We start from the raw sequence: 19,317 nt of genomic DNA on the forward strand, positions 1-19,317 counted from the left end.
TCAGCGGCAGTCACCAGCCTGACCTTTCTCAGCGGCAGCCACCAGCCTGACCGGTCGGTCAGCGGCAGCCTCCTGCCTGACCGGTCGGTCAGAGGTAGTCCTCGGCCTCCTCGCAGACCTCGTCGAGGCCCTTGGTGGCCCGGTCGTAGGCGGCCTTGTTGTTGGCCGCGGCGGCGGTCAACGCGGCGGTCAGCTTCTCCAGGCAGTTCGCGATGACCTTCTTCTGCCGCGCCTGCTCGTCCCGGTCGTTCTTGGTGCCGGTCAGGTCCTGCTGGGTGTCGGAGAGCCGGTCCTTGGCGGTCTGCAACTCGGTGCTGAGCTTCTGGATCTCCTTGACCTTGGTGTCCCGCTCGGTCGTCCGCGCGGCCAGGGTCTGCTCGGTGCGGTCCAGGTCGCCGCTGGTGTTCAGGTAGAGGCCGGTCATCACGCCACCGAGCACGAAGAGCAGACCCGCCACGACCGCCAGCACCAGCACCGCCCGTCCCCGGCGACCACCGGACGACGCGGCGGCCGGCGGCGGGTAACCCGGCGGGCCGGACATCGGCGGCCCGAACGGCTGGCCGGAGGCCGGGGCGCCGAACGGGCCACCGGCCGGCGGGGCCGACTGCGGGTAACCCGCCGGCGGCGCGGACTGCGGGTAACCGCCCGCCGGCGGCGCGGACTGCGGGTAACCCGCCGGCGGGGCCGACTGGGGGTAGCCGGCGGGCGGCGCGGACTGCGGGGGGTTGGCCGGGTCGACACCGAACTGCTGGGTGGGCGGCTCGTACGGGTCGTGCTGCGGCCCGTACAGGCCGCCCCGCTGCTGCGGCGGCGGGGGGTAGCCCTCGTTCGGCGGCTGGGTCATGTCGTTTCCTCCACAGGGGGCGGGTCCGCCGCCGGCTGCCGTGACGGACGATGCGGATGGGTGGGCCGGAGTGCCGGTCAGCAGATGTCGAAACCGTCGCAGGCGGTCTTGATCGGCACCGCGAGCCCGATGCCCTCGGCGTCGCGTGCCTTCGCGGTGGCGATGCCGACGACCTGCTTCGCGCCGTTGATCACAGGTCCGCCGGAGTTGCCGGGATTGATCGGGGCGTCGAACTGGATGACGTCTCCGGAGCCGTTCTCCGCCTTGCGGAAGGCGCTCACCACACCGGTGGTGACGCTGTCGGTCAGGCCGAGCGGCGCGCCGACCACCACGATCTGCTGACCGGACCGTACCGGGGTCGGCGCGGTGACCAGGCCGGAGAACTTGGCGGCCGTCCGGAGGTGGGCGATGTCGTTCTCCTCGTCGACCTTGACGATGGTGGCCGGGAAGCGCTGGTCGCTGCGTTCCAGGAAGATCTGCCGCCCGCCGCTGTCCCACACCGACTCGATGACGTGGTAGTTCGTGAAGAGGTTGGCGCCGCCCTCGGAGTTGGGTTTGCCGACGGCGAAGGCGGTGCCGGTGAACTGCCCGGCCTTGACCCGGAAGACGCTGGGCAGCACGGCTGCCGCGATCGACTCCGGGTCGAACACCGTGCCGGCCTGTTTCTCCAGCTCGTCGGCGCGCTGCTCCAGGCCGTCGAGCCGGACGTCGTCGTCGCCCTGGCCCGCGGACAGGCTCCGGCCGGTGTCGGCGAGCCGGCCGTTGAGCAGATGGATCTGGTACGCCTGCACGCCGCTGACCAGGACCAGCAGCAACGCCAACAGCAGGGCGGCCCGGGGCAGCCAGCCGGACCGGGGCCGGCCGGTGGCGTCGCCCGGGGGCGGGACGACCGGGCCCGGGCCGGCGGGCCCGGTCGGGTTGGCCGGCCAGGCGTTGGCGTCACCCGGACGGGGGCCCGGCGGCGCGTACGCCGGGGCGGGGGCACGCGGGCCGGCCTCGGGCGCGGGTGACCAGGTGGCCCTGGGCGTGGTCGGGGCGGGCGGGTAGCCGCCCGCGGTGGTCGTCGGGTAGCCGCCGGACGGGGGGTTCACCGGGTATCCGGGCCCCGACGGTTGGCCGGGGACCGGAGCGCCGGACGGCGGCGTCGACCAGCCGCCCGCCCCGCTCCGGGGTGGTTCCATCCGGGGCGGCAGGGGGCCGGGACGACCGCCTTCGTCGCCGGATCCGTACGCCGGCCCGACCGGTCCACCGTCCTGCGGCCCGTACCCCGCCGTCATGATCGTCACGTCCTCCCCGTGAACGCCCGTCCGCCGGTCTGACCGGCGATCCGCGCGATGGGCTCGATGGACCGTACCGGCCCGGAACGACATTGTCTCCCCCGCTGTCCACCTCCCGCTGCCGCGGTGTGGTCGTCCCGTTCCCGACGCCGGGAGGAGCGCCGGCGACGCCCGTCCCCGCACCGGGTCCGGGTCCGGCCGCCGACACGCGTCGGTCCGGCTACCCGCACCGGATCGCGGCGCGCACTAGGGTTGTCAGGTGACCGACGAACCACCCCTGCGCCGTCGGGCCGCCGAAAGCCGACCGGGAAACGAGCCGCACCACCCGCCCTCGGCTGCGCCGGAGCCGGCGGACGCGGGGACAGACGCGACCGCCGACGGGCCCGAACCTCTGACCGCTCCACGGGACGGCACCCCCGCCCCGGTGGCCACATCGCGCGAGTTGGCCGAGGTGGTGGCGCGCTTCGCGGCGGGCGCCGGCCCGGTGGCCATCGACGCCGAGCGGGCCTCCGGATACCGCTACAGCCAACGCGCCTACCTGGTGCAGATGCGCCGGCACGGGGCCGGCACCGTGCTGATCGACCCGCTGCCCCTGCCCGACCTGTCCGCCCTCGACGAGGTGATCGGCGGGGCCGAGTGGGTGCTCCACGCGGCCAGCCAGGACCTGCCGTGCCTGGCCGAGCTGGGTCTGCGGCCGCGCCGGCTGTTCGACACCGAGCTGGCCGCGCGGCTGGCCGGTTTCGAGCGGGTCGGGCTGGCCGCGCTGACCGAGCACCTGCTGGGCTACACGCTGGAGAAGCACCACTCGGCGGCGGACTGGTCGAGCCGGCCGTTGCCGGAGTCCTGGCTGACCTACGCCGCGCTGGACGTCGAGCTGCTGACCGACCTGCGGGACGCGCTCGCCGAGGAGCTGACCCGGCAGGGCAAGCAGGAGTGGGCCGCCGAGGAGTTCGCCGCGCTGGTGGCCTCGGCGACCCGGCCGCCCCGGGTGCGGGCCGAGCCGTGGCGGCGTACCTCGGGCATCCACCGACTGCGGGGCGCGCGGGCGCAGGCCCGGGTCCGGTCGATGTGGTACGCCCGGGACCAGATCGCGGCCCGGCGGGACGCCGCGCCGGGGCGGGTGCTGCCCGACTCGGCGATCATCGCCGCCGCCGAGCTGGACCCGAAGGACGAGCGGACCCTGCTGACCCTGCCGGGGTTCGGCGGCCGGTCGGTGCGCCGACTGGCCCGCACCTGGCTGGCGGCGCTGGAGGACGCCCGGCAGTTGCCCGAGGACGCGCTGCCGGCGCATCCCGCCGTGGAGGGCCCGCCGCCGCCGCACCGCTGGGCGGAACGGGACCCGGTGGCCGCGGCGCGGCTGGCCCGGTGCCGGGAGGTCGTGCTGCGGATCGCCGGTGAGCACCGGCTACCGCCGGAGAACCTGATCGCGCCGGACTCGATCCGCCGGCTCGCCTGGACGCCGCCGGAGGAGATCACCGGGGCGACGGTCGCCGAGACGCTGCGGGGTTTCGGCGCCCGGCCCTGGCAGATCAGGCTGCTGGTGGCCGAGCTGACCGTGGCGCTGCCCACGCCGTGACGACACACCCACCCGACGGGGTGGGTGTGTCGTGGGACACACGGGGGGTGCGGGCAGCCCTGGTTACTGATGAGTAGCATGCGAAGGGTCACGCCCGGGCCGGCGGCGGTCGTCCGCACCGGCACGCCGGCCCCGGCGCGGAGACCGGATCATGGTCGATAAGGAGGCTCCAGTGCCCCGTGAAGTCAGGGACGTCGTCTTCGTCGACGGCGTCCGCACCCCGTTCGGCAAGGCAGGTGGGCGGTACGCCAACACCCGCGCCGACGACCTCGTCGTCCGCTGCGTCCGGGAGTTGCTGCGGCGCAACCCGCAGCTTCCACCGGAGCGGGTCGAGGAGGTGGCGATCGCCGCCACCACCCAGATCGGCGACCAGGGGCTCACCATCGGCCGTACCGCCGCGCTGCTGTCCGGCCTGCCGAAAACGGTGCCCGGCTACGCCATCGACCGGATGTGCGCCGGCGCGATGACCGCGGTGACCACCGTCGCCGGCGGCATCGCCATGGGGGCGTACGACGTCGCGATCGCCGGTGGGGTCGAACACATGGGCCGGCACCCGATGGGCGAGGGCGTCGACCCGAACCCGCGCATCCTGGCCGAGAAGCTGGTCGACCCGTCCGCGCTGGTCATGGGCGCGACCGCGGAGAACCTGCACGACCGGGTCCCGCAGGTCACCCGGGAACGCGCCGACGCGTACGCGCTGGCCTCCCAGGTCAAGACCGCCAAGGCGTACGCCAACGGCAAGCTCCAGCCCGACCTGGTGCCGGTCGCCGTCCGGGACGCCGACGGCGGCTGGAGCCTGTCCACCGTGGACGAGTCGCCCCGGGAGACCTCCCTGGAGAAGCTGGCCACCCTGAAGACCCCGTTCCGGCCGCACGGGCGGATCACCGCGGGCAACGCGGCCGGGCTGAACGACGGGGCCACCGCCAGCCTGATCGCCGCCGAGTCCACCGCCCGGGAGCTGGGCCTACCGGTCGCGATGCGGCTGGTGTCGTACGGCTTCGTCGGCGTGGAGCCGGAGGTGATGGGCGTCGGGCCGATCCCGTCGACGGAGAAGGCGCTGCGGATCGCCGGGCTGTCCATCGACGACATCGGCCTGTTCGAGCTGAACGAGGCGTTCGCCGTGCAGGTGCTCGCGTTCCTCGACCACTTCGGCATCGCCGACGACGACCCCCGGGTCAACCCGTGGGGCGGCGCGATCGCCGTCGGGCACCCGCTGGCCTCCTCGGGCGTCCGGCTGATGACCCAGCTCGCCCGGCAGTTCGCCGAGCGCCCCGAGGTCCGCTACGGCCTGACCGCCATGTGCGTCGGCATCGGCATGGGCGGCACCGTCATCTGGGAGAACCCGCACTGGGAGGGGAACAAGTGAGCACGCTCGCCGCGCCGAACGAGGTGGTGACGAAGGCGCTGCTGCGCCGGGTCGACGTGCCCGGCCTGGACCGGCCGGCCGCCCTGATCACCCTGGACAACGGCTTCGACCACACCCGGCCGAACACCTTCGGCCCGGGCGGGCTGACCAGCCTGGACGAGGCGCTCACCGAGGCGTTCGCGGCCGAGCCGGCGTTCGTGGCGGTCACCGGCAAGCCGTACGTGTTCTGCGTGGGCGCGGACATCGTGGGCCTGCCGCAGCTCGCCGACCGGGCGCAGGCGTTGGAGATCGGCCGGCTCGGCCACCGGGTCTTCGCCCGGCTGAAGGACGCCCCGGTGCCGACGTTCGCCTTCGTCAACGGCGCGGCCATGGGCGGCGGCCTGGAGTTGGCGCTGCACTGCCACTACCGGACGCTCTCCGGCGGCGCGACGGCCCTCGCGCTGCCCGAGGTGTCGCTGGGCCTGGTGCCCGGCTGGGGCGGCACGCAACTGCTGCCGAACCTCATCGGCATCCCGGCCGCCACCCAGGTGATCATCCAGAACCCGCTCATGCAGAACAAGATGCTCAAGCCGAGGCAGGCCGCCGAGCTGGGCATCGCGGACGTGCTGCTGGAGCCGGCCGACTTCCTGGAGCGGTCCCTGGAGTGGGCCGCCGGGGTGGTGCGCGGCGAGGTCACGGTGACCCGGCCCGAGGTCGACCGGGAGATGTGGGACGGGGTGCTGTACTTCGCCCGGCAGACCCTCGACCAGCGGCTGCACGGGGCGGTCCCGGCCGCGAACAAGGCCCTGGAGCTGCTGGCGTTGGCGAAGGACGCCGACTTCGCCACCGGCGCCGCCGCCGAGGACGAGGCCCTGGCCGACCTGGTCTTCTCCGAGGAGCTGCGCAGCGGGCTGTACGCGTTCGACCTGGTGCAGCGGCGGGCCAAGCGGCCGGCCGGCGCGCCGGACAAGGAGCTGGCCCGGACGGTGACCAAGGTCGGCATCGTCGGGGCGGGCCTGATGGCCGGCCAGCTCGCCCTGCTGTTCGCCCGCCGCCTCCAGGTGCCGGTGGTGCTGACCGATCTGGACCAGTCCCGGGTGGACAAGGGCGTGGCCTACGTCCACCAGCAGATCGAGAAGCAGGTGTCCAAGGGCCGGATGGACACCGGCACCGCCGCCAAGCTGTACGGCCTGGTCAGCGGCTCGGTGGACAAGTCCGCGTTCGCGGACGCGGACTTCGTCATCGAGGCGGTGTTCGAGGACCTCGCGGTCAAGAAGCAGGTCTGGGCCGAGCTGGAGAAGATCGTCTCGCCGGAGGCGGTGCTGGCCACCAACACCTCCTCGCTGTCGGTGACGGAGATGGCCGCCGAGCTGGAGCACCCGGAGCGGGTGGTGGGCTTCCACTTCTTCAACCCGGTGGCGGTGCTGCCGCTGCTGGAGATCGTCCGGGGCGGGCGGACCGACGACGCCACCCTGGCCACCGCGTTCGCGGTCGGCAGGCAGTTGCGCAAGTCCTGCGTGCTGGTCTCCGACGCCCCGGCGTTCGTGGTGAACCGGCTGCTCACCCGCTTCCTGGGCACCGTCTTCGCGGCCGTCGACGCGGGCACCCCGCTGGAGGTGGCCGACAGCGCGCTGGACCCGCTGGGCCTGCCGATGCGTCCGCTCGCGCTGCTCCAGCTCGTCGGCCCGGGGGTCGCGTACCACGTCGGCGGGACGCTGCACGCGGCCTACCCGGAGCGCTTCGGCCTGAGCGAGAACCTGCGGCGGATCGCCGAGTCGGGCCGACCGGTCGTGGTGGACGACGAGATCAACCCCGAGGTGGCGGAGCTGCTGGTGGTCGGCGACCAGCCGTTCACCGCCGAGCAGGTCCGCCGGGACGCGCTGGAGGCCCTCGCCCAGGAGGTCCGGCTGATGCTCGACGAGGGTGTCGTCGCCGAGGCGCAGGACATCGACCTGTGCCTGATCCTCGGCGCGGGTTGGCCGTTCCACCTGGGCGGCATCACGCCGTACCTGGACCGGACGGGCACGTCCGAGCGGGTCACCGGGCGCCGGTTCCTGCCGCCGGGGGTGGCGAGCCTGCCCGCCTGACCCGGCGACACACGGTGACCGTGGGGGCCGGCGCGTCGGACCGACGCGCCGGCCCCCACGCCGTCCGGTGGCCCGGGTCGGCCACTCGTCGCGCGCCGCCCTCCGATGTGGACAGTTTCCCGTCGGCTGAACGACGGCTGTCACACCGGCTGGTTAGGATCACGCCTCCATTCCTTCCCACGGCGTCATCCGGGGCGCGGTCGAGCAACGCGACTGAGGCAGCCCGTCGAGCCCCGCGCCCGGCGTGACGCCGGGAACGGGGCTCTTCACGCCGGTCGACCCGGACCGGGGCGGTACGCCGCTGCCACGACCGGACACCCCGGTCACGCCACCGTCAGCCGGCGGCGGGCCGCTCTGCGGCGCCGCGCAGCACGCAGAACTCGTTGCCCTCCGGGTCAGCCAGCACGACCCAGCCGGCGCCGTCGGGTCGGCGGCGGTCGGCGACCTGCGTCGCGCCGACGGCGAGCAGCCGCTCGACCTCGGCGTCCCGGCCACGGTCGGCCGGCTCCAGGCAGAGGTGCACCCGGTTCTTCACCGTCTTGCCCTCCGGGACCTGGAGGAACAGCACCATCGGGCCACCCGGCGGCAACAGCATCGCCTCCGGGTCGCCGGGCAGGTCGTCAGGCTGCCGGGGGCAGCCGAAGACCTCCGACCAGAAACCGGCCAGAGCGTACGTGTCGGCGCAGTCGAAGCTGACGCTTCGGATTCCTGAACTCACGGTGTCCTCCGAGACGAACGGACGCCCCGGTGAGCCGGCGGTCAGCGGAACGGACGCCGGGGCGCGGAAATGATCGGACTGGACATCGACCGCACCTCCCTCCGGCTCGGGCTGACCGGCCGAGCATGTCAGTTCGGCCGAGGTCGACGCAACCGCGTTCCGCGCGTCCGACGCGCCACCGTGGGCCGGCGTGCCGTCCTTGCGCGCCCGGGTGAGGATGGTGCCGGGTCGGACGCAGGTGGATCGACGACGCTGGGCGGCACCGTCCCTCCACTGGCTACCATCACCGTTGGCGCCTTCACCTGGAGTTGATCTGATGTCCTCACCGCCGGTCGACCCCTGGTCCGGCCAACCGGAACACGACCCGACGTACGGTGTCCCGCCCACCTGGCCGACCGAGTGGCACACCCCGGACGGCAACCCCGCGCACCACCAGGGCCCGACCACCACCCCGCACCAGCCGGGGGCGGCCCCTGCCCCGCCGGCCGGCCCCTATCCCACCCTGCCCTACGACGGCCCGGCCGCCCCGCCCGGCCCGTACGTCGGCTACCCCACCACGCGCGAGAGCCACCCGACCCGGCACGAGAGCTACCCCGGCCTGCACGAGAGCTACCCGGCACAGCACGAGAGCTACCCCGCGCAGCACGACAGCTACGGCGGCCAGCACGGCGGTTACCCCGGGCAGCACGACAGCTACAGCGGCTACCCGCCGTCGCCGTACCAGACGGCGGCGCCGGTGGGCGGGCCTGCTCCGCAGCGGCGGCCGATCAACCTGACCCTCGCGCTGAGCATCATCGGAGTGCTGGCGGTCCTGCTCGGCGGGGGCAGCCTGGCCTATCTCGCCCTGCCCGACGACCCGAACCCCGACGACGGCCGGATCGACGCGTCCGTGACTCCGACCGCCTCGGCGAGCGTGGGCCCGACGCCCGACGTGACGCCGTCCGCGACGGAGGACCCCGCTGAGGAGATCCGGCTCGTCGCGCCGGACACCCTGGCCGGCCGTCCCCGGAGCAGGGACAAGAAGCTGCAGAAGCTGGCCGACGACATGGTCCGGGAGATGAAGTCGAAACTGTCGAACGACACCGGCGTCGTCGGAGCGTTCTACGGCAGCCCGGAGGACCGTGACATGGTCATGGTGGTGGCCGCCTCCGCGTTCGTGCTCAGCCCCACCTCGGAGCTCGACGACGCCGTCGAGGGCATCACCGACGACCTCTCCGTCACCCGGATGACCACGATCGCCCCGGGCCCTCTCGGTGGCGTGGCGAAGTGCGGCGACGGCAAGTCCGCCGACGTCTCGTTGGGCATCTGCGCCTGGGCCGATCACGGAAGCGTGGGGATCGTCCTGACGTTCTTCTCCTCGGCCGCCGCCGCGGCGGCGGAGTTCGGCACCATCCGCGCCGCGGTCGAGCTACGCGACTGACGAACCCCCGCGCGGCAGAACACGTCAGGCGCCCGGCGGCAGGGCACGTCAGGCGCCCGGCGGCAGTGGGGCGGTGGTCACCGCCGCCGAGCCGGTGACCACCGGGGTGGCCGCCGCGGCCGGCAGGGTCACGGTGACCTCCAGCCCGCCGCCCGGCTGGGCGACCACCACCACCGCGCCGCCGTGCGCGTCGCAGACCGCCCGGACGATGGACAGCCCCAACCCGGAGCCGCGCGCCCCGGTACGCTCCCGACCGCCGCGCCGGAACGGCTCGAACAGCCCCGGCACGTCCGCCTGGTCCACCTCGAAGCCGGTGTTCCCCACCACCAGCCACGACTCGCGCCCGTCCGAGCCGGTCCGCATCCAGAGCCGCCCGTGCAGGTGGTTGTAGCGGACCGCGTTCTCGACCAGGTTGCCGGCCAACCGGCCGAGCAACCCCGGGTCGCCGACCACCGGCGCCGGCTCCAGCGTGGTGTCCACCCGCACCTTGATCCGCTCCATCTCGCGGCGGACCGCCGACAACGCGGCGGCGGCGCCGTCGGCCAGGTCGCACTCGGTCTTGCGGCCCAGCCGCCGCCCCGACTGGGCTTCGCTGCGGGCCAGCACCAGCAGCGCGTCCACCAGGCTGTTGGCCCGTTCGGAGGCGTCCCGGACCACGGTGGCCATCCGGCGGAACTCGGCCACGTCCGCCTCGTCGTCGCTGAGCGTCACGTCGATCTCGGTGCGCATCACCGCCAGCGGCGTCCGCAGCTCGTGCGAGGCGTTGGCGACGAACCGCTTCTGCGCCTCGAACGCCCCGGCGATCCGGTCCAGCATCGCGTCGAACGTCTTGGCCAGCTCGGCCACCTCGTCGTCCGCCCCCGAGTAGCCGATCCGCTGGTCCAGGGTGGCCTCGCCGAGCCGGCGGGCGGTGGAGGTGACCTGGTGCAGCGGGCGCAGCGCCCGGCCGGCCACCGCGTACGCGCCGGCCACCGCGACCACGCTGATCGCCAGCAGGGCGACCAGCCCCTTGGCGAGCAGCTCCCGGGACGCGGCGTCGACGAGTTGCCGCTGCCACTGCCCGGCGTCCAGGGTGCGCCCGTCGGCCAGCACCACGGTGGTGCCGGGCAGCAGCTCGTCGGTCGGGCGCAGCGCGTCCCGGACCAGCAGCCAGGCCAGCAGGACGAGGATCGCGCCCGCCCCGATCAGCAGGATGCCGTTGAGCAGGGTCAACCGCAGCCGCAGGGTGGGACGCAGCCGGGGACGGCGGGTGAGGTAGACGGTCACGACGCGCCTCCGGGCGTCCGGTAGCCGGCCCCCACCACCGTCTCGATCAGCGGCGGGTCACCGAGCTTCTTCCGCAGGGTCATCACGGTGACCCGGACGATCGTGGTGAACGGGTCGGTGTTGGCGTCCCAGACCCGTTCCAGCAGCTCCTCGCTGGAGACCACCGCGCCCCGCGCCTTGAGCAGCTCGCACAGGACGCCGAACTCCTTGTTGGTCAGGTCGACCGGCGCGCCGCCCCGGGTGACCACCCGACGGGCCGGGTCGAGCACCAGGTCGGCCACCTCCAGCACCGGCGGGGCGGGCGGGGTGGCCCGCCGACCGAGCGCCTGCACCCGGGCCACCAGCTCGTCGAAGGCGAACGGTTTGGGCAGGTAGTCGTCCGCGCCGAGGCCGAGCCCCTCCACCCGGTCGGAGACGGCGCCGCTGGCGGTGAGCATCAGCACCCGGGTGAGGGTGCCGGAGGCGGCCAGCTCCGCGCAGATCTGGTCCCCGTGCACACCGGGCAGGTCCCGGTCGAGGATCACCACGTCGTACCGGGTGACGAAGGCCATCTCGTGGCCGGCGTCGCCGTCGTACGCGACGTCCACCGCCATGCCGCGACGTCGCAACCCGCGCGCGATCGCGTCGGCGAGGTTGCGCTCGTCCTCGACCACCAGTACCCGCATGCCGGCCTCCTCGCTGCTGCCCTCCACAACCTAGTGCGGGTCGACAAACCCGAGGTCACCGCGGGCCGCCCGCCCCGTTGCAACGATCCTTCAGGTGCGCGATGCTGCTCGAAACATAACTACCGGGACGGACACCTGACGTGATCGGATCGGCATGAGCGCAGGCGCGTACGGACGCAACATCGCCTACCGGGTCTTCCGGTTCCCGGCCGACGTGGCCGACGGCACGCTGCTCGGGGTCCGGGCCACCGACGGCGGCCTCGTCATCGGCGCGGTGCCGGCCCGGCTCGCGCACACCGACCCGCACACCGGGGCACACGGCCGCTACGACGTCGGCCGGTGGATCTCGCCGCCGGTGTGGAGCGGGTTCGACCTGCGCCAGGTGGTCCCGTCCTGGACGGCCGACACTCCCGACGGCTGCTGGGTGCAGGTGGAGCTGTGCGGCTGGGCCGACCGGTCCCCGGTCACCGGCTGGTACGTGCTGGCCCGGTGGGCGGCCGGCGACCAGGGTCTGCGCCGCACCTCGGTGCCCGGGCAACGGGACCGGCACGCGGAGGTCGACACGGACACCCTGACCGCCACCGGCGCGCGGCTGACCGGCTGGCAGCTCCGGGTCACCCTGGCCCGACCGGTGGGCAGCGCGGACGGTCCGGCGCTGTGGACCGTCGGCGCGGTCGCCGCCGACCGCCCCCCGGCCCGCCCGACCACCGCCCCGACGGCCGAAGCCGCGGCCCGGGGGACGGTGCTGGCGGTGCCCCGGTTCTCCCAGCGGCTGCACGCCGGGCACTACCCCCGCTGGGGTGGCGGCGGCGACTCCTGGTGCAGCCCCACCTGCGTCGCGATGGTGCTGGAGTTCTGGGGCGCCGGCCCGCCCCCGCAGGAGTACGCGTGGGTGAACCCGGCCGACCCCCGGCCGATGGTCGACCACGCGGCCCGGCACTGCTACGACCACGCCTACCAGGGCGCCGGGAACTGGGCGTTCAACACCGCGTACGCCGGCCGGCACGGGCTGGACGCCTTCGTCACCCGGCTGCGTGGCCTGGCCGAGGCGGAACTGTTCGTCGCGGCGGGCATCCCGCTGGTGCTCTCCGCCGCGTACCGCGCCGGCGAGGTGCCCGGCCTCGACTACGACACCTCCGGGCACCTGGTCGTGCTGGTCGGCTTCACCGCCGACGGCGACCCGGTGCTCAACGACCCGTACGCGCCGGACGACGCCGGGGTACGCCGGACCGTGGACCGACGCCGGTTCGGGGCCGCCTGGCAACACGGCAGCGGGGGGATCGCGTACGTCATCCGTCCGCCCTCGGTCCCGCTGCCCCCACCGCCCGCCCAGGCCAACTGGTGACCGCCCGCGCGCCCGGCACGCGGGTCGGGCGCGGGTCAGCCGCGCGGGCCGACGGCGGGGTCGACGTCACCGGTCAGGCGGCGGGCCACCACAGCCGGTAGGAGCCGTCCCGCTGCCGGCACAGCAGCGGCCAGGGGCCGAGCTCGCACTCCTCGGGGCCGCCCGGCAGCACGTCCAACGTCCGCGTCAGCCCGGCCTCCACGTCCACCTCGACGACCAGCACCCCACGGTCACCGAGCGACCGGTAGACGCGCGGTGACCGGTGCGCCCCCCGGCTCTCCGTCCCCTGCCACTCGCCCACGTCGGCCCGGACCCGGCCGGTCGTCGCGTCCAGCACCCGGACCCGGCTCTCGGACCGCCCCGGCGTCCCCACGGTCACCAGCAGCCGGTCACCGGCCGCCATCGCGGTCATCCACCGGTGGTCGCTCCACCGGATCCGACCGGACGCCGGGTCCAGCGCCCACATGCCGCCGGTGTCGCCCCACGCGCAGAGCACCACCCCGCAGGGCTGGACGTAGTCCACCGAGGGCACGGTGGAGGTCCACCGCCGGTCGAGGGTGTCCACGTCGTACGCGGTCAGCTCCGGCGGTTCGGCACGCACCACGACCAGCAGGTCGTCGGCGAACTGCGTCTCCTCGCCCAACGCGGCCGGCCCCTCCCGCAGGATCGCCTCGTCCGCCAGCACCGTGCCGGTGTCCGCGTCCCGGATCTCGGCCCGGCCCCCCGGCAGTTTCCGCAGCACCCGGTCGATGCCATGGTCACCGGACCGGTAGTCGAGCCGGTGCGGGTCCATCGGCGCCCGCCAGCGCGCCGCCCCGCTCACCGGATCCACCACCTCGATCGTCCCGGTCTCGTCGTCCGTCGTGGTCAGCAGCAGCAACCCGCCGCCCTCGGTCCGCGTCATGCTGCCGGGCTGCCGTCGGTGGATCCGCCCGGTCGCGGTGTCCACGACGACCGTCTCGGCCGGGCCGGCGCCCGCGCCACCCATGCCGAACAACAGCAGGAACTCCCCGACACGGCCCATCGGCCGCAGGTTCGTCAGCTCGGGCACGTCGATCCGCCAGCGCAGCCGGAGCGTCCGCGGCGCGGTGGCCCGCCCGGCGGGCAGCTCGACGGCGAGCACCTGCTGGACGTCGGCCGTGCCGAACCGCGCCGGGGTGACCGCGACCAGCAGGTCGCCGAAGCGCGACGCGGTGGAGCCGGGCGGCACCGGCACCCCGACCGAGCTGCGGCGCGGGGTCGGCACCGAGGCCACGGCCGTGCCCAGCACGAGCGCCACCACCAGCGACGCGGCCTGCCACGGCCGCCCACGCCGCCGGGAACGCCCCGGATCCGGGTACGGCCCGGGCTCGTCGCGCAGGTCACCCAGATCGATAAGCGTCATCCGCGCCCTTTCCGCCGTGGGAGGCGGGTTCCCCCGCCGTCCGGCTTCCCCGCGTCGTCGGCGAACCGCACCGGCCCGGCAAAAGCGACAACCCCTCGCGTACGATGGCCCGTCGTGGCTGTGCCGGTGGTAGACCCCTCGTTGACGTCCGCGCCCGCGTCCGCCGCGGCGGACCCGCCTGAGCAGGACCGCCCGGCGACCGGCCGGTCCGTCCGCGTCGACGCGCTGGCCACCGGAGCGTACGTGCTCCTCGGGGTCGTCGTGTGCCTCAACTACTGGGGCGACGTCGAGAACCGGGTCTCCTCGCACCTGCCCACCGACCACAGTTGGTTCGAGTGGCTCTTCTCGCACGGCGCGTACTCGCTGCGCCACCTGGAGAACCCGCTCTTCTCGGCCCGGCAGAACGCCCCCGACGGGGTGAACATGATGGCGAACACCTCGCTGCTCGGGGTGACCCTGCCGCTGGCCCCGCTGACCCTGCTGCTCGGCCCGCAGGTGGTCTACGCCCTCTACCTGGGCGGGGCGCTGGCCGCGACGGCCGCCACCTCGTACTGGGTGCTGTCGCGGCGGCTGGTCCGGTCCCGGGCGGCGGCGTTCGTCGGCGGCGGGTTCCTCGGGTTCGCGCCGGGCATCGTGCACCACGCCAACGGGCAGCCGAACTTCGTGTCGAACTTCCTGCTGCCGCTGATCGTGGCCCGGGTGCTGCGGCTCGGCGAGCCGGGCCGGTGGCGGCGCAACGGGGTGGCGCTGGGGCTGCTGGTCGCGTACCAGATCTTCGTCAACGAGGAGATGCTGCTGCTCACCGCGCTGGCCTGCCTGGTCGTCGTGGTCTGCTACGCGGTCGCCCGCCGGCGGGCGGCGCGCGCCCAGGCCGGCACGTTCCTGGCCGCCCTCGGCCTCGGCGGCGGGCTGGCCCTGACGCTCACCGCCTACCCCATCTGGTTCCAGTTCAACGGCCCGCAGTCGTACCGGGGCCTGCAGGGCGGGGTGTTCCACTCCTGGGGCGAGGACCTGAAGGCGTTCGTGACCTTCGCCCGGGACACCGTGGCCGGTGACCCGGCGGTGGAGAAGACCATCGGACTGACCGAACAGAACACCTGGTTCGGCTGGCCGCTGGTGCTGGTCGCGCTGGCCGCGATCGTCCTGCTCTGGCGGCGGTCGCTGGCCGCCCGGATCGCGGCGGCGCTGGTCGCGGTCTTCACCGTCGCGTCCCTCGGCCCCCGGATCCGCTTCGACGGCGTGGAGACGGGGGTCTACGGCCCCTGGCACTACGTCCCGGACGACCTGCCGCTGGTGGAGATGATGATGCCGACCCGGCTGACGCTGGTGGTGACCGGCGCGGTAGGCGTCCTGCTCGCGTTGGCCTGGGACGCCGTCGACCGCCTCGACCTGACCCGGCGGCGCTGGCTGCGCCCGGTCGGGTTGGCCGTGATCACGTTGGCCGTGCTCCCGCTCGTCCCCCGCCCGCTGCCCGCCCAGGCGGTCGAGCCGCCCCCGGAGTTCGTCACCTCCGGCGCGTGGCGGCCGTACGTGCCGGCGGGTCGGACGCTCGTGCCGGTGCCGATTCCCAGCAACGTGCACGGCCTGTCCACGCTGCGGTGGAGCGCGCTGACCCGGCACGAGTTCCCGGTGCCCGGTGGCTACTTCATCGGCCCCGGCCCCGCCGACGAGGGCATCTTCGGCGCGCCGAACCGCCCGACCAGCACCCTGATCTACCGCACCATCGACCAGGGCGCGCCGCCGGAGCTGACCGAGGAGAACCGCCGCCAGGCCGTCGAGGACCTGCGCTACTGGCGGGCGTCGGTGGTGGTGCTCGGCGCGCACCCCCGCGAGGCCGCCCTGCGGGAGCTGGTGACCGGCCTGCTCGGCGAGCCGCAGCGGGTCGACGACGTCTGGCTCTGGGACGTCCGCGACCGGGTGTAGCAGCAGCCCGGCCGCCGGCCGGCTCGGCTCAGTCGAAGCGGGTGGTGAGCGGGCGGACGTCCCAGAGCCAGACGTCCCGCTCGCGACGGGCCGGGCCGACGATCTGCTCGACGGTCTGCCGCAGCGGCTCGACGTTGCGCTGGTCGAGCGGCAGCACCATGATCGCCGCACGCCAGTGGCGCAGCTCGTCGAGGGCGCGGCGACGCTGCCGGTCGGTCAGCTTCGGCGTACGGCCGGTGGTGGCCACCTCCTGGAGGATCTCGCCGACCCCGCTGGGTCGGCCACCGAAGCGGCCCGGGTCGCCGGTGTTGCCGTTGCGCGGCGCGAGGAAGTAGCCACCGGGGATCTTGAAGTCCAGGTTGGTCGACGCGGCCCAGCGCATGCCGTGCGTGTTGCCCATGCTCGGGATCGGCACCGGCACCAGGGTCTGGTCCTCGGCGACGTACCGCCGCCACTGGTCGGAGGTGACGAACTCGGGCACCGGCGGACGGCTGGTCACGTTCAGCGGCATCGGCGCGATCGGCAGCAACGCGACGACCAGGGCCACGACGACCAGCTTGCGGGTGTGCGGCTCCACCGGTCGGGTGGTCCAGGCCCGGTCGGTCGCCAACGCCAGCAGCACCCCGATCACCACGGTGGTGATCAGCCCGAACCGGGTCGGCACCACCGCGTCCAGCAGCGGCAGCCGCACCAGCCACTCCCACGGGCCGGTGAACAGGTCCCGGTCCCACCAGGAGACCCGCTCGCCGAGGGAGAGCACGGCATAGGCGCCGCCGGTGACCGCGAGCGCCCGGACGACCGGCTCCCGACGCAGCCAGACCACGATGCCGACGGCGGCCAACGCCAGGCCCCAACCGAAGAACGCGTTCTCCTCCGAGTAGTTCGGGGCCAGGTTGGCGTTGGCACGCTCGTTGCCGCCGAGGGTCGGCGAGCCAGGGGTGACGAACGCCGCGATGTCGTTGCCGTAGTCCCGCACCGCGTCGCTGAGCCCGTGGTACGCCATCGGGCCGCCGAACTGCACGAACAGGGGGTACGCCAGCAGCGCCCCGGCGACCGCCGCGCAGACGCCGAGCGCCACGGCCGTCGACCGCCAGGCCGCCGACCAGAGGCCGGGTCGCTGCGCCAGCACCGCCGCCAGGAAGACCGCGCAGGCCAGCGCGGTGAAGAGCAGGATCTCCTCGTTGATGAACGCCTGCCAGGTGACCAGCAACGCCAGGATCGCCCCGTCCCGGACGGGGCGGCGCGAGCGGGTGATGACCAGCACCCGCCAGACGATCAGCGGCAGCAGCCACTGCGAGATGATGTTGGGATGCCAGTTGGCGTGCGAGAGCATCGCCGGCGAGAAGCCGCAGAACCAGCCGCCGACGACGGCCGCGAGCGGGGTCCGCACGACGTGCCGGGACAGCACGAAGTACCAGCTCGACGCGGTGCCGGCGAGAGCCAGGGTGACCAGCAGCACGAAGGTCACCGCCGGCCCGAAGAGCAGGGTGACCGGGACCATCGGGATGCCGAGCGCGAGGATGGCCGTGTTGGCCATCAGGTTGACGCCCTCGGGGTAGTTGAACTGGTCGGTGTAGAACGGGAACTCCCCGTGCAGCACCACCCGGACGGAGTGGGCGAGGAAGAACTGCACCTGCGCCGGGTCGCTGCTGTAGAGGGACGCCACCCGACCGGAGGGGTCGGCCCAGATCGCGCTGGTCACCCAGATCGCGGCGAGCAGGAAAGCGCCGTAGACGCCAAGGTCCCGCCGCCAGGTGGGCCAGCGGGCCCGACCGCCCGCGCGCGCCTCGACCCGGCTGTCCGCCGCGCCGGCGTCCGGGTCGGCCCCCGGGGTGGCCGCGTCGACGGCCGGGGCGCCCGCCGGAGGGGCCACGTCCACTGTCGGCGTCGGCGTGCCGGCGTCCGGGTCGACGTCCGCCACGTCCGCCCCGGCGGTGACCTGCCCGGTCGGCGCTGTCCCGGCGCGCCGCGGGTCGGTGGTGGATTCCAACGTGGATACCCCGCGGGGCTGGGCGGACGTCACAGTCGGCGGAGTCTACCGGAGCGCCGAAAAGCCCCGAAAACGGCGGGGAACCGGCCCTGACCCGGCTCTCAGCCGTCGCCCGGCCCACGGTCAGCGTCCCGAGCCGCCGGCCGACGGCCATCGGACATCTCGTACCATGTGGCTTCCGTACCGGGCAGATCGATCGGGAGGGCGTTCACGTGGCTGCAGTCCGCTGGCGCGGCAGGATGGTCACGACGGCGCTGCTGGCCCTCGGCCTGACGGCGGCGACCGGCTGCGTGCCGGCCGCGCACCGCGCGCAGACCCGGCTCCCGGTCGGGTACGACAGCTTCGACGGCGCCCTCGCGGTGTGGCCGCCCCGCGGCGGACTCGCCGACGACGCCGACGCGACCGCCGCGGTCACCGAGGCGGTCCGGGCCTGGCGGTCGCCGGTCGACGACCGGGCCCACCTGGCCACCTCCGGGATCCTCTGGTCCGGCGAGGTCGACGGGGCCGGGCTGGCCCTGGTCGCCGCGGACGTGCCCGGCGAGAGCGCCTCCTGGCTGCTGCAACTCGCCGCCGCAGGCGGCGGGCGGTACGAGGTGACCCGGGCCGTGGAGCACACCGACCCGGGTTACCTGGTCTACTCCGACGTGCTCCCGGTGCAGCTCGGCGCGCAGCGGCGCTACCTGACCTCCACCCGGGTGCAGCGGCTCACCGACCCGGACGGGCGTCCGCTGGCCGTCGCCGAGGGGCTGACCGCGCCGGTGGCCGTGCCGGCGTGCGCCGCCGTCGGGGTGACCGCGACGCTGCGGCCCACCGCGTCGCTGCCGCGCGGCCGGGCCGCGGACCGCCTGCTCGACCTGGGTACGGCCATCGAGGCGCCCCGCTACCCGCTGGTGCGGGACGAGTCCGGGGCCGGCCGGCGGGCCCTCGCCGGGCTGGACACCTGCCAGTTGGCCGGCGAGGACGGCCCGTTCGCCAGCGTCCCCCGCCGGGTCCGGGACCGGGACACCCCCGACTCGGTCCCCCGGTCGTGGCCGGTCGAGGAGATCACCGCCCGCGTGCTCGGCGAGATCACCCTCGGCGGCGGGCCGGCGGCCGAGCTGAAGCAGGTGAGCTGGCACAGCGAGGCCGGGACGATGACCTCCCTGGTGCACCGGCCCGCCGGGGACGGGCCGGCGGTGGTGTCCCGCGCCGACCGGGCCAACCCGCTACAGGCGTACGTGCTGCCGGTGCCCGGCCAGCCGCTGGTGGTGCTGAGCTGGCGGGCCAGCCGGGACAGCTCGCTGTCCACCCCGCCGGGCACCCGACGGCTGGTGGACCGGCCCGGGCTGGTGGTCGTGCCGCAGCCGGCGGAGAAGCAGACGTTCAGCCTGGCCGGCGCGGAGCGCACCTACTACCGCTCGGTCGACGGACGCTGACCGCCCACCGGTCACCCCGGTGGGCGGCCCCCGGCCCGGCCGTCCCGCCTGCCGGCGGGAGT

14 protein-coding genes are annotated in these 19,317 nt (G+C 74.5%); 7 read left to right on the forward strand and 7 right to left on the reverse strand.

The genetic code is table 11. The features are described from left to right. Window positions 1-88 precede the first annotated feature (88 nt). Window positions 89-844 (reverse strand): hypothetical protein, encoded by a 756-nt coding sequence (locus tag O7606_RS10545; RefSeq protein WP_281598876.1) that lies wholly within the window; start codon window positions 842-844, stop codon window positions 89-91. A gap of 77 nt (window positions 845-921) precedes the next feature. Beyond that, window positions 922-1,935: a S1C family serine protease gene (locus O7606_RS10550; RefSeq protein ID WP_281598877.1), complete on the reverse strand. Its 1,014-nt coding sequence runs from the start codon at window positions 1,933-1,935 to the stop codon at window positions 922-924. Window positions 1,936-2,380: 445 nt separating this feature from the next. Here O7606_RS10550 and O7606_RS10555 point away from each other — a divergent pair, with 445 nt between their 5' ends. From O7606_RS10555 to O7606_RS10565, 3 genes are all read left to right on the forward strand, one after another. After that, complete coding sequence (locus O7606_RS10555; RefSeq protein ID WP_281598878.1) at window positions 2,381-3,697, forward strand: ribonuclease D; 1,317 nt, start codon at window positions 2,381-2,383, stop codon at window positions 3,695-3,697. Between the two features lie 172 nt (window positions 3,698-3,869). Beyond that, complete coding sequence (locus O7606_RS10560; RefSeq protein WP_281598879.1) at window positions 3,870-5,063, forward strand: acetyl-CoA C-acyltransferase; 1,194 nt, start codon at window positions 3,870-3,872, stop codon at window positions 5,061-5,063. Then, window positions 5,060-7,129 carry a 3-hydroxyacyl-CoA dehydrogenase NAD-binding domain-containing protein gene (locus O7606_RS10565; RefSeq protein ID WP_281598880.1) on the forward strand — a complete coding sequence of 690 codons (2,070 nt, stop codon included), beginning with the start codon at window positions 5,060-5,062 and terminating at the stop codon, window positions 7,127-7,129. The genes O7606_RS10560 and O7606_RS10565 overlap by 4 nt, the downstream gene beginning before the upstream one ends. A gap of 334 nt (window positions 7,130-7,463) precedes the next feature. Here the strand turns inward: O7606_RS10565 and O7606_RS10570 are convergent, their stop codons facing one another. Continuing rightward, a complete protein-coding gene (locus tag O7606_RS10570; protein WP_281598881.1) occupies window positions 7,464-7,847 on the reverse strand; it encodes a VOC family protein in 384 nt (127 codons plus the stop codon). A 316-nt stretch (window positions 7,848-8,163) separates the two neighbouring features. Here O7606_RS10570 and O7606_RS10575 point away from each other — a divergent pair, with 316 nt between their 5' ends. Beyond that, the gene (locus O7606_RS10575) at window positions 8,164-9,267 is read left to right on the forward strand and encodes a hypothetical protein (protein WP_281598882.1); all 1,104 of its coding nucleotides are present in this window, start codon (window positions 8,164-8,166) and stop codon (window positions 9,265-9,267) included. Window positions 9,268-9,315: 48 nt separating this feature from the next. Here the strand turns inward: O7606_RS10575 and O7606_RS10580 are convergent, their stop codons facing one another. Beyond that, a complete protein-coding gene (locus O7606_RS10580; RefSeq protein ID WP_281598883.1) occupies window positions 9,316-10,533 on the reverse strand; it encodes a HAMP domain-containing sensor histidine kinase in 1,218 nt (405 codons plus the stop codon). Beyond that, on the reverse strand, window positions 10,530-11,198 hold the full coding sequence (locus tag O7606_RS10585; RefSeq protein ID WP_281598884.1) for a response regulator transcription factor: 669 nt from the start codon (window positions 11,196-11,198) through the stop codon (window positions 10,530-10,532). The genes O7606_RS10580 and O7606_RS10585 overlap by 4 nt, the downstream gene beginning before the upstream one ends. Before the next feature lie 154 nt (window positions 11,199-11,352). Between O7606_RS10585 and O7606_RS10590 the strand changes: the two genes are divergently transcribed. Then, entirely contained in the window at window positions 11,353-12,543 is a 1,191-nt protein-coding gene (locus O7606_RS10590) for a C39 family peptidase (protein WP_281598885.1), read from the forward strand. Between the two features lie 73 nt (window positions 12,544-12,616). Here O7606_RS10590 and O7606_RS10595 read toward each other — a convergent pair whose 3' ends face one another. Beyond that, a complete protein-coding gene (locus O7606_RS10595; RefSeq protein ID WP_281598886.1) occupies window positions 12,617-13,927 on the reverse strand; it encodes a PQQ-binding-like beta-propeller repeat protein in 1,311 nt (436 codons plus the stop codon). Between the two features lie 126 nt (window positions 13,928-14,053). Between O7606_RS10595 and O7606_RS10600 the strand changes: the two genes are divergently transcribed. Further along, window positions 14,054-15,850 (forward strand): hypothetical protein, encoded by a 1,797-nt coding sequence (locus O7606_RS10600; protein WP_281599601.1) that lies wholly within the window; start codon window positions 14,054-14,056, stop codon window positions 15,848-15,850. Between the two features lie 28 nt (window positions 15,851-15,878). On the opposite strand, the gene O7606_RS10605 is transcribed toward O7606_RS10600, so the two are convergent. After that, entirely contained in the window at window positions 15,879-17,840 is a 1,962-nt protein-coding gene (locus O7606_RS10605) for a hypothetical protein (RefSeq protein ID WP_281598887.1), read from the reverse strand. A 239-nt stretch (window positions 17,841-18,079) separates the two neighbouring features. On the opposite strand from O7606_RS10605, the gene O7606_RS10610 reads away from it, so the two are divergent. Beyond that, window positions 18,080-19,255, forward strand: a complete 1,176-nt coding sequence (locus O7606_RS10610; RefSeq protein ID WP_281599602.1) for a hypothetical protein — start codon at window positions 18,080-18,082, stop codon at window positions 19,253-19,255. The last annotated feature ends 62 nt before the right edge of the window (window positions 19,256-19,317 follow it).

Origin of the sequence: Micromonospora sp. WMMD882 (genome assembly GCF_027497255.1) — a bacterium.
In the GTDB taxonomy this organism is placed as follows: Bacteria; Actinomycetota; Actinomycetes; order Mycobacteriales; family Micromonosporaceae; genus Micromonospora.

Excerpts from the sequence above, each read along its gene's own strand:
- O7606_RS10610 (WP_281599602.1), top strand. The coding sequence starts at position 18,080 with ATGGTCACGACGGCGCTGCTGGCCCTCGGCCTGACGGCGGCGACCGGC.
- O7606_RS10575 (WP_281598882.1), top strand. The coding sequence starts at position 8,164 with ATGTCCTCACCGCCGGTCGACCCCTGGTCCGGCCAACCGGAACACGAC.
- O7606_RS10590 (WP_281598885.1), top strand. The coding sequence starts at position 11,353 with ATGAGCGCAGGCGCGTACGGACGCAACATCGCCTACCGGGTCTTCCGG.
- O7606_RS10545 (WP_281598876.1), bottom strand. The coding sequence starts at position 844 with ATGACCCAGCCGCCGAACGAGGGCTACCCCCCGCCGCCGCAGCAGCGG.
- O7606_RS10585 (WP_281598884.1), bottom strand. The coding sequence starts at position 11,198 with ATGCGGGTACTGGTGGTCGAGGACGAGCGCAACCTCGCCGACGCGATC.
- O7606_RS10595 (WP_281598886.1), bottom strand. The coding sequence starts at position 13,927 with ATGACGCTTATCGATCTGGGTGACCTGCGCGACGAGCCCGGGCCGTAC.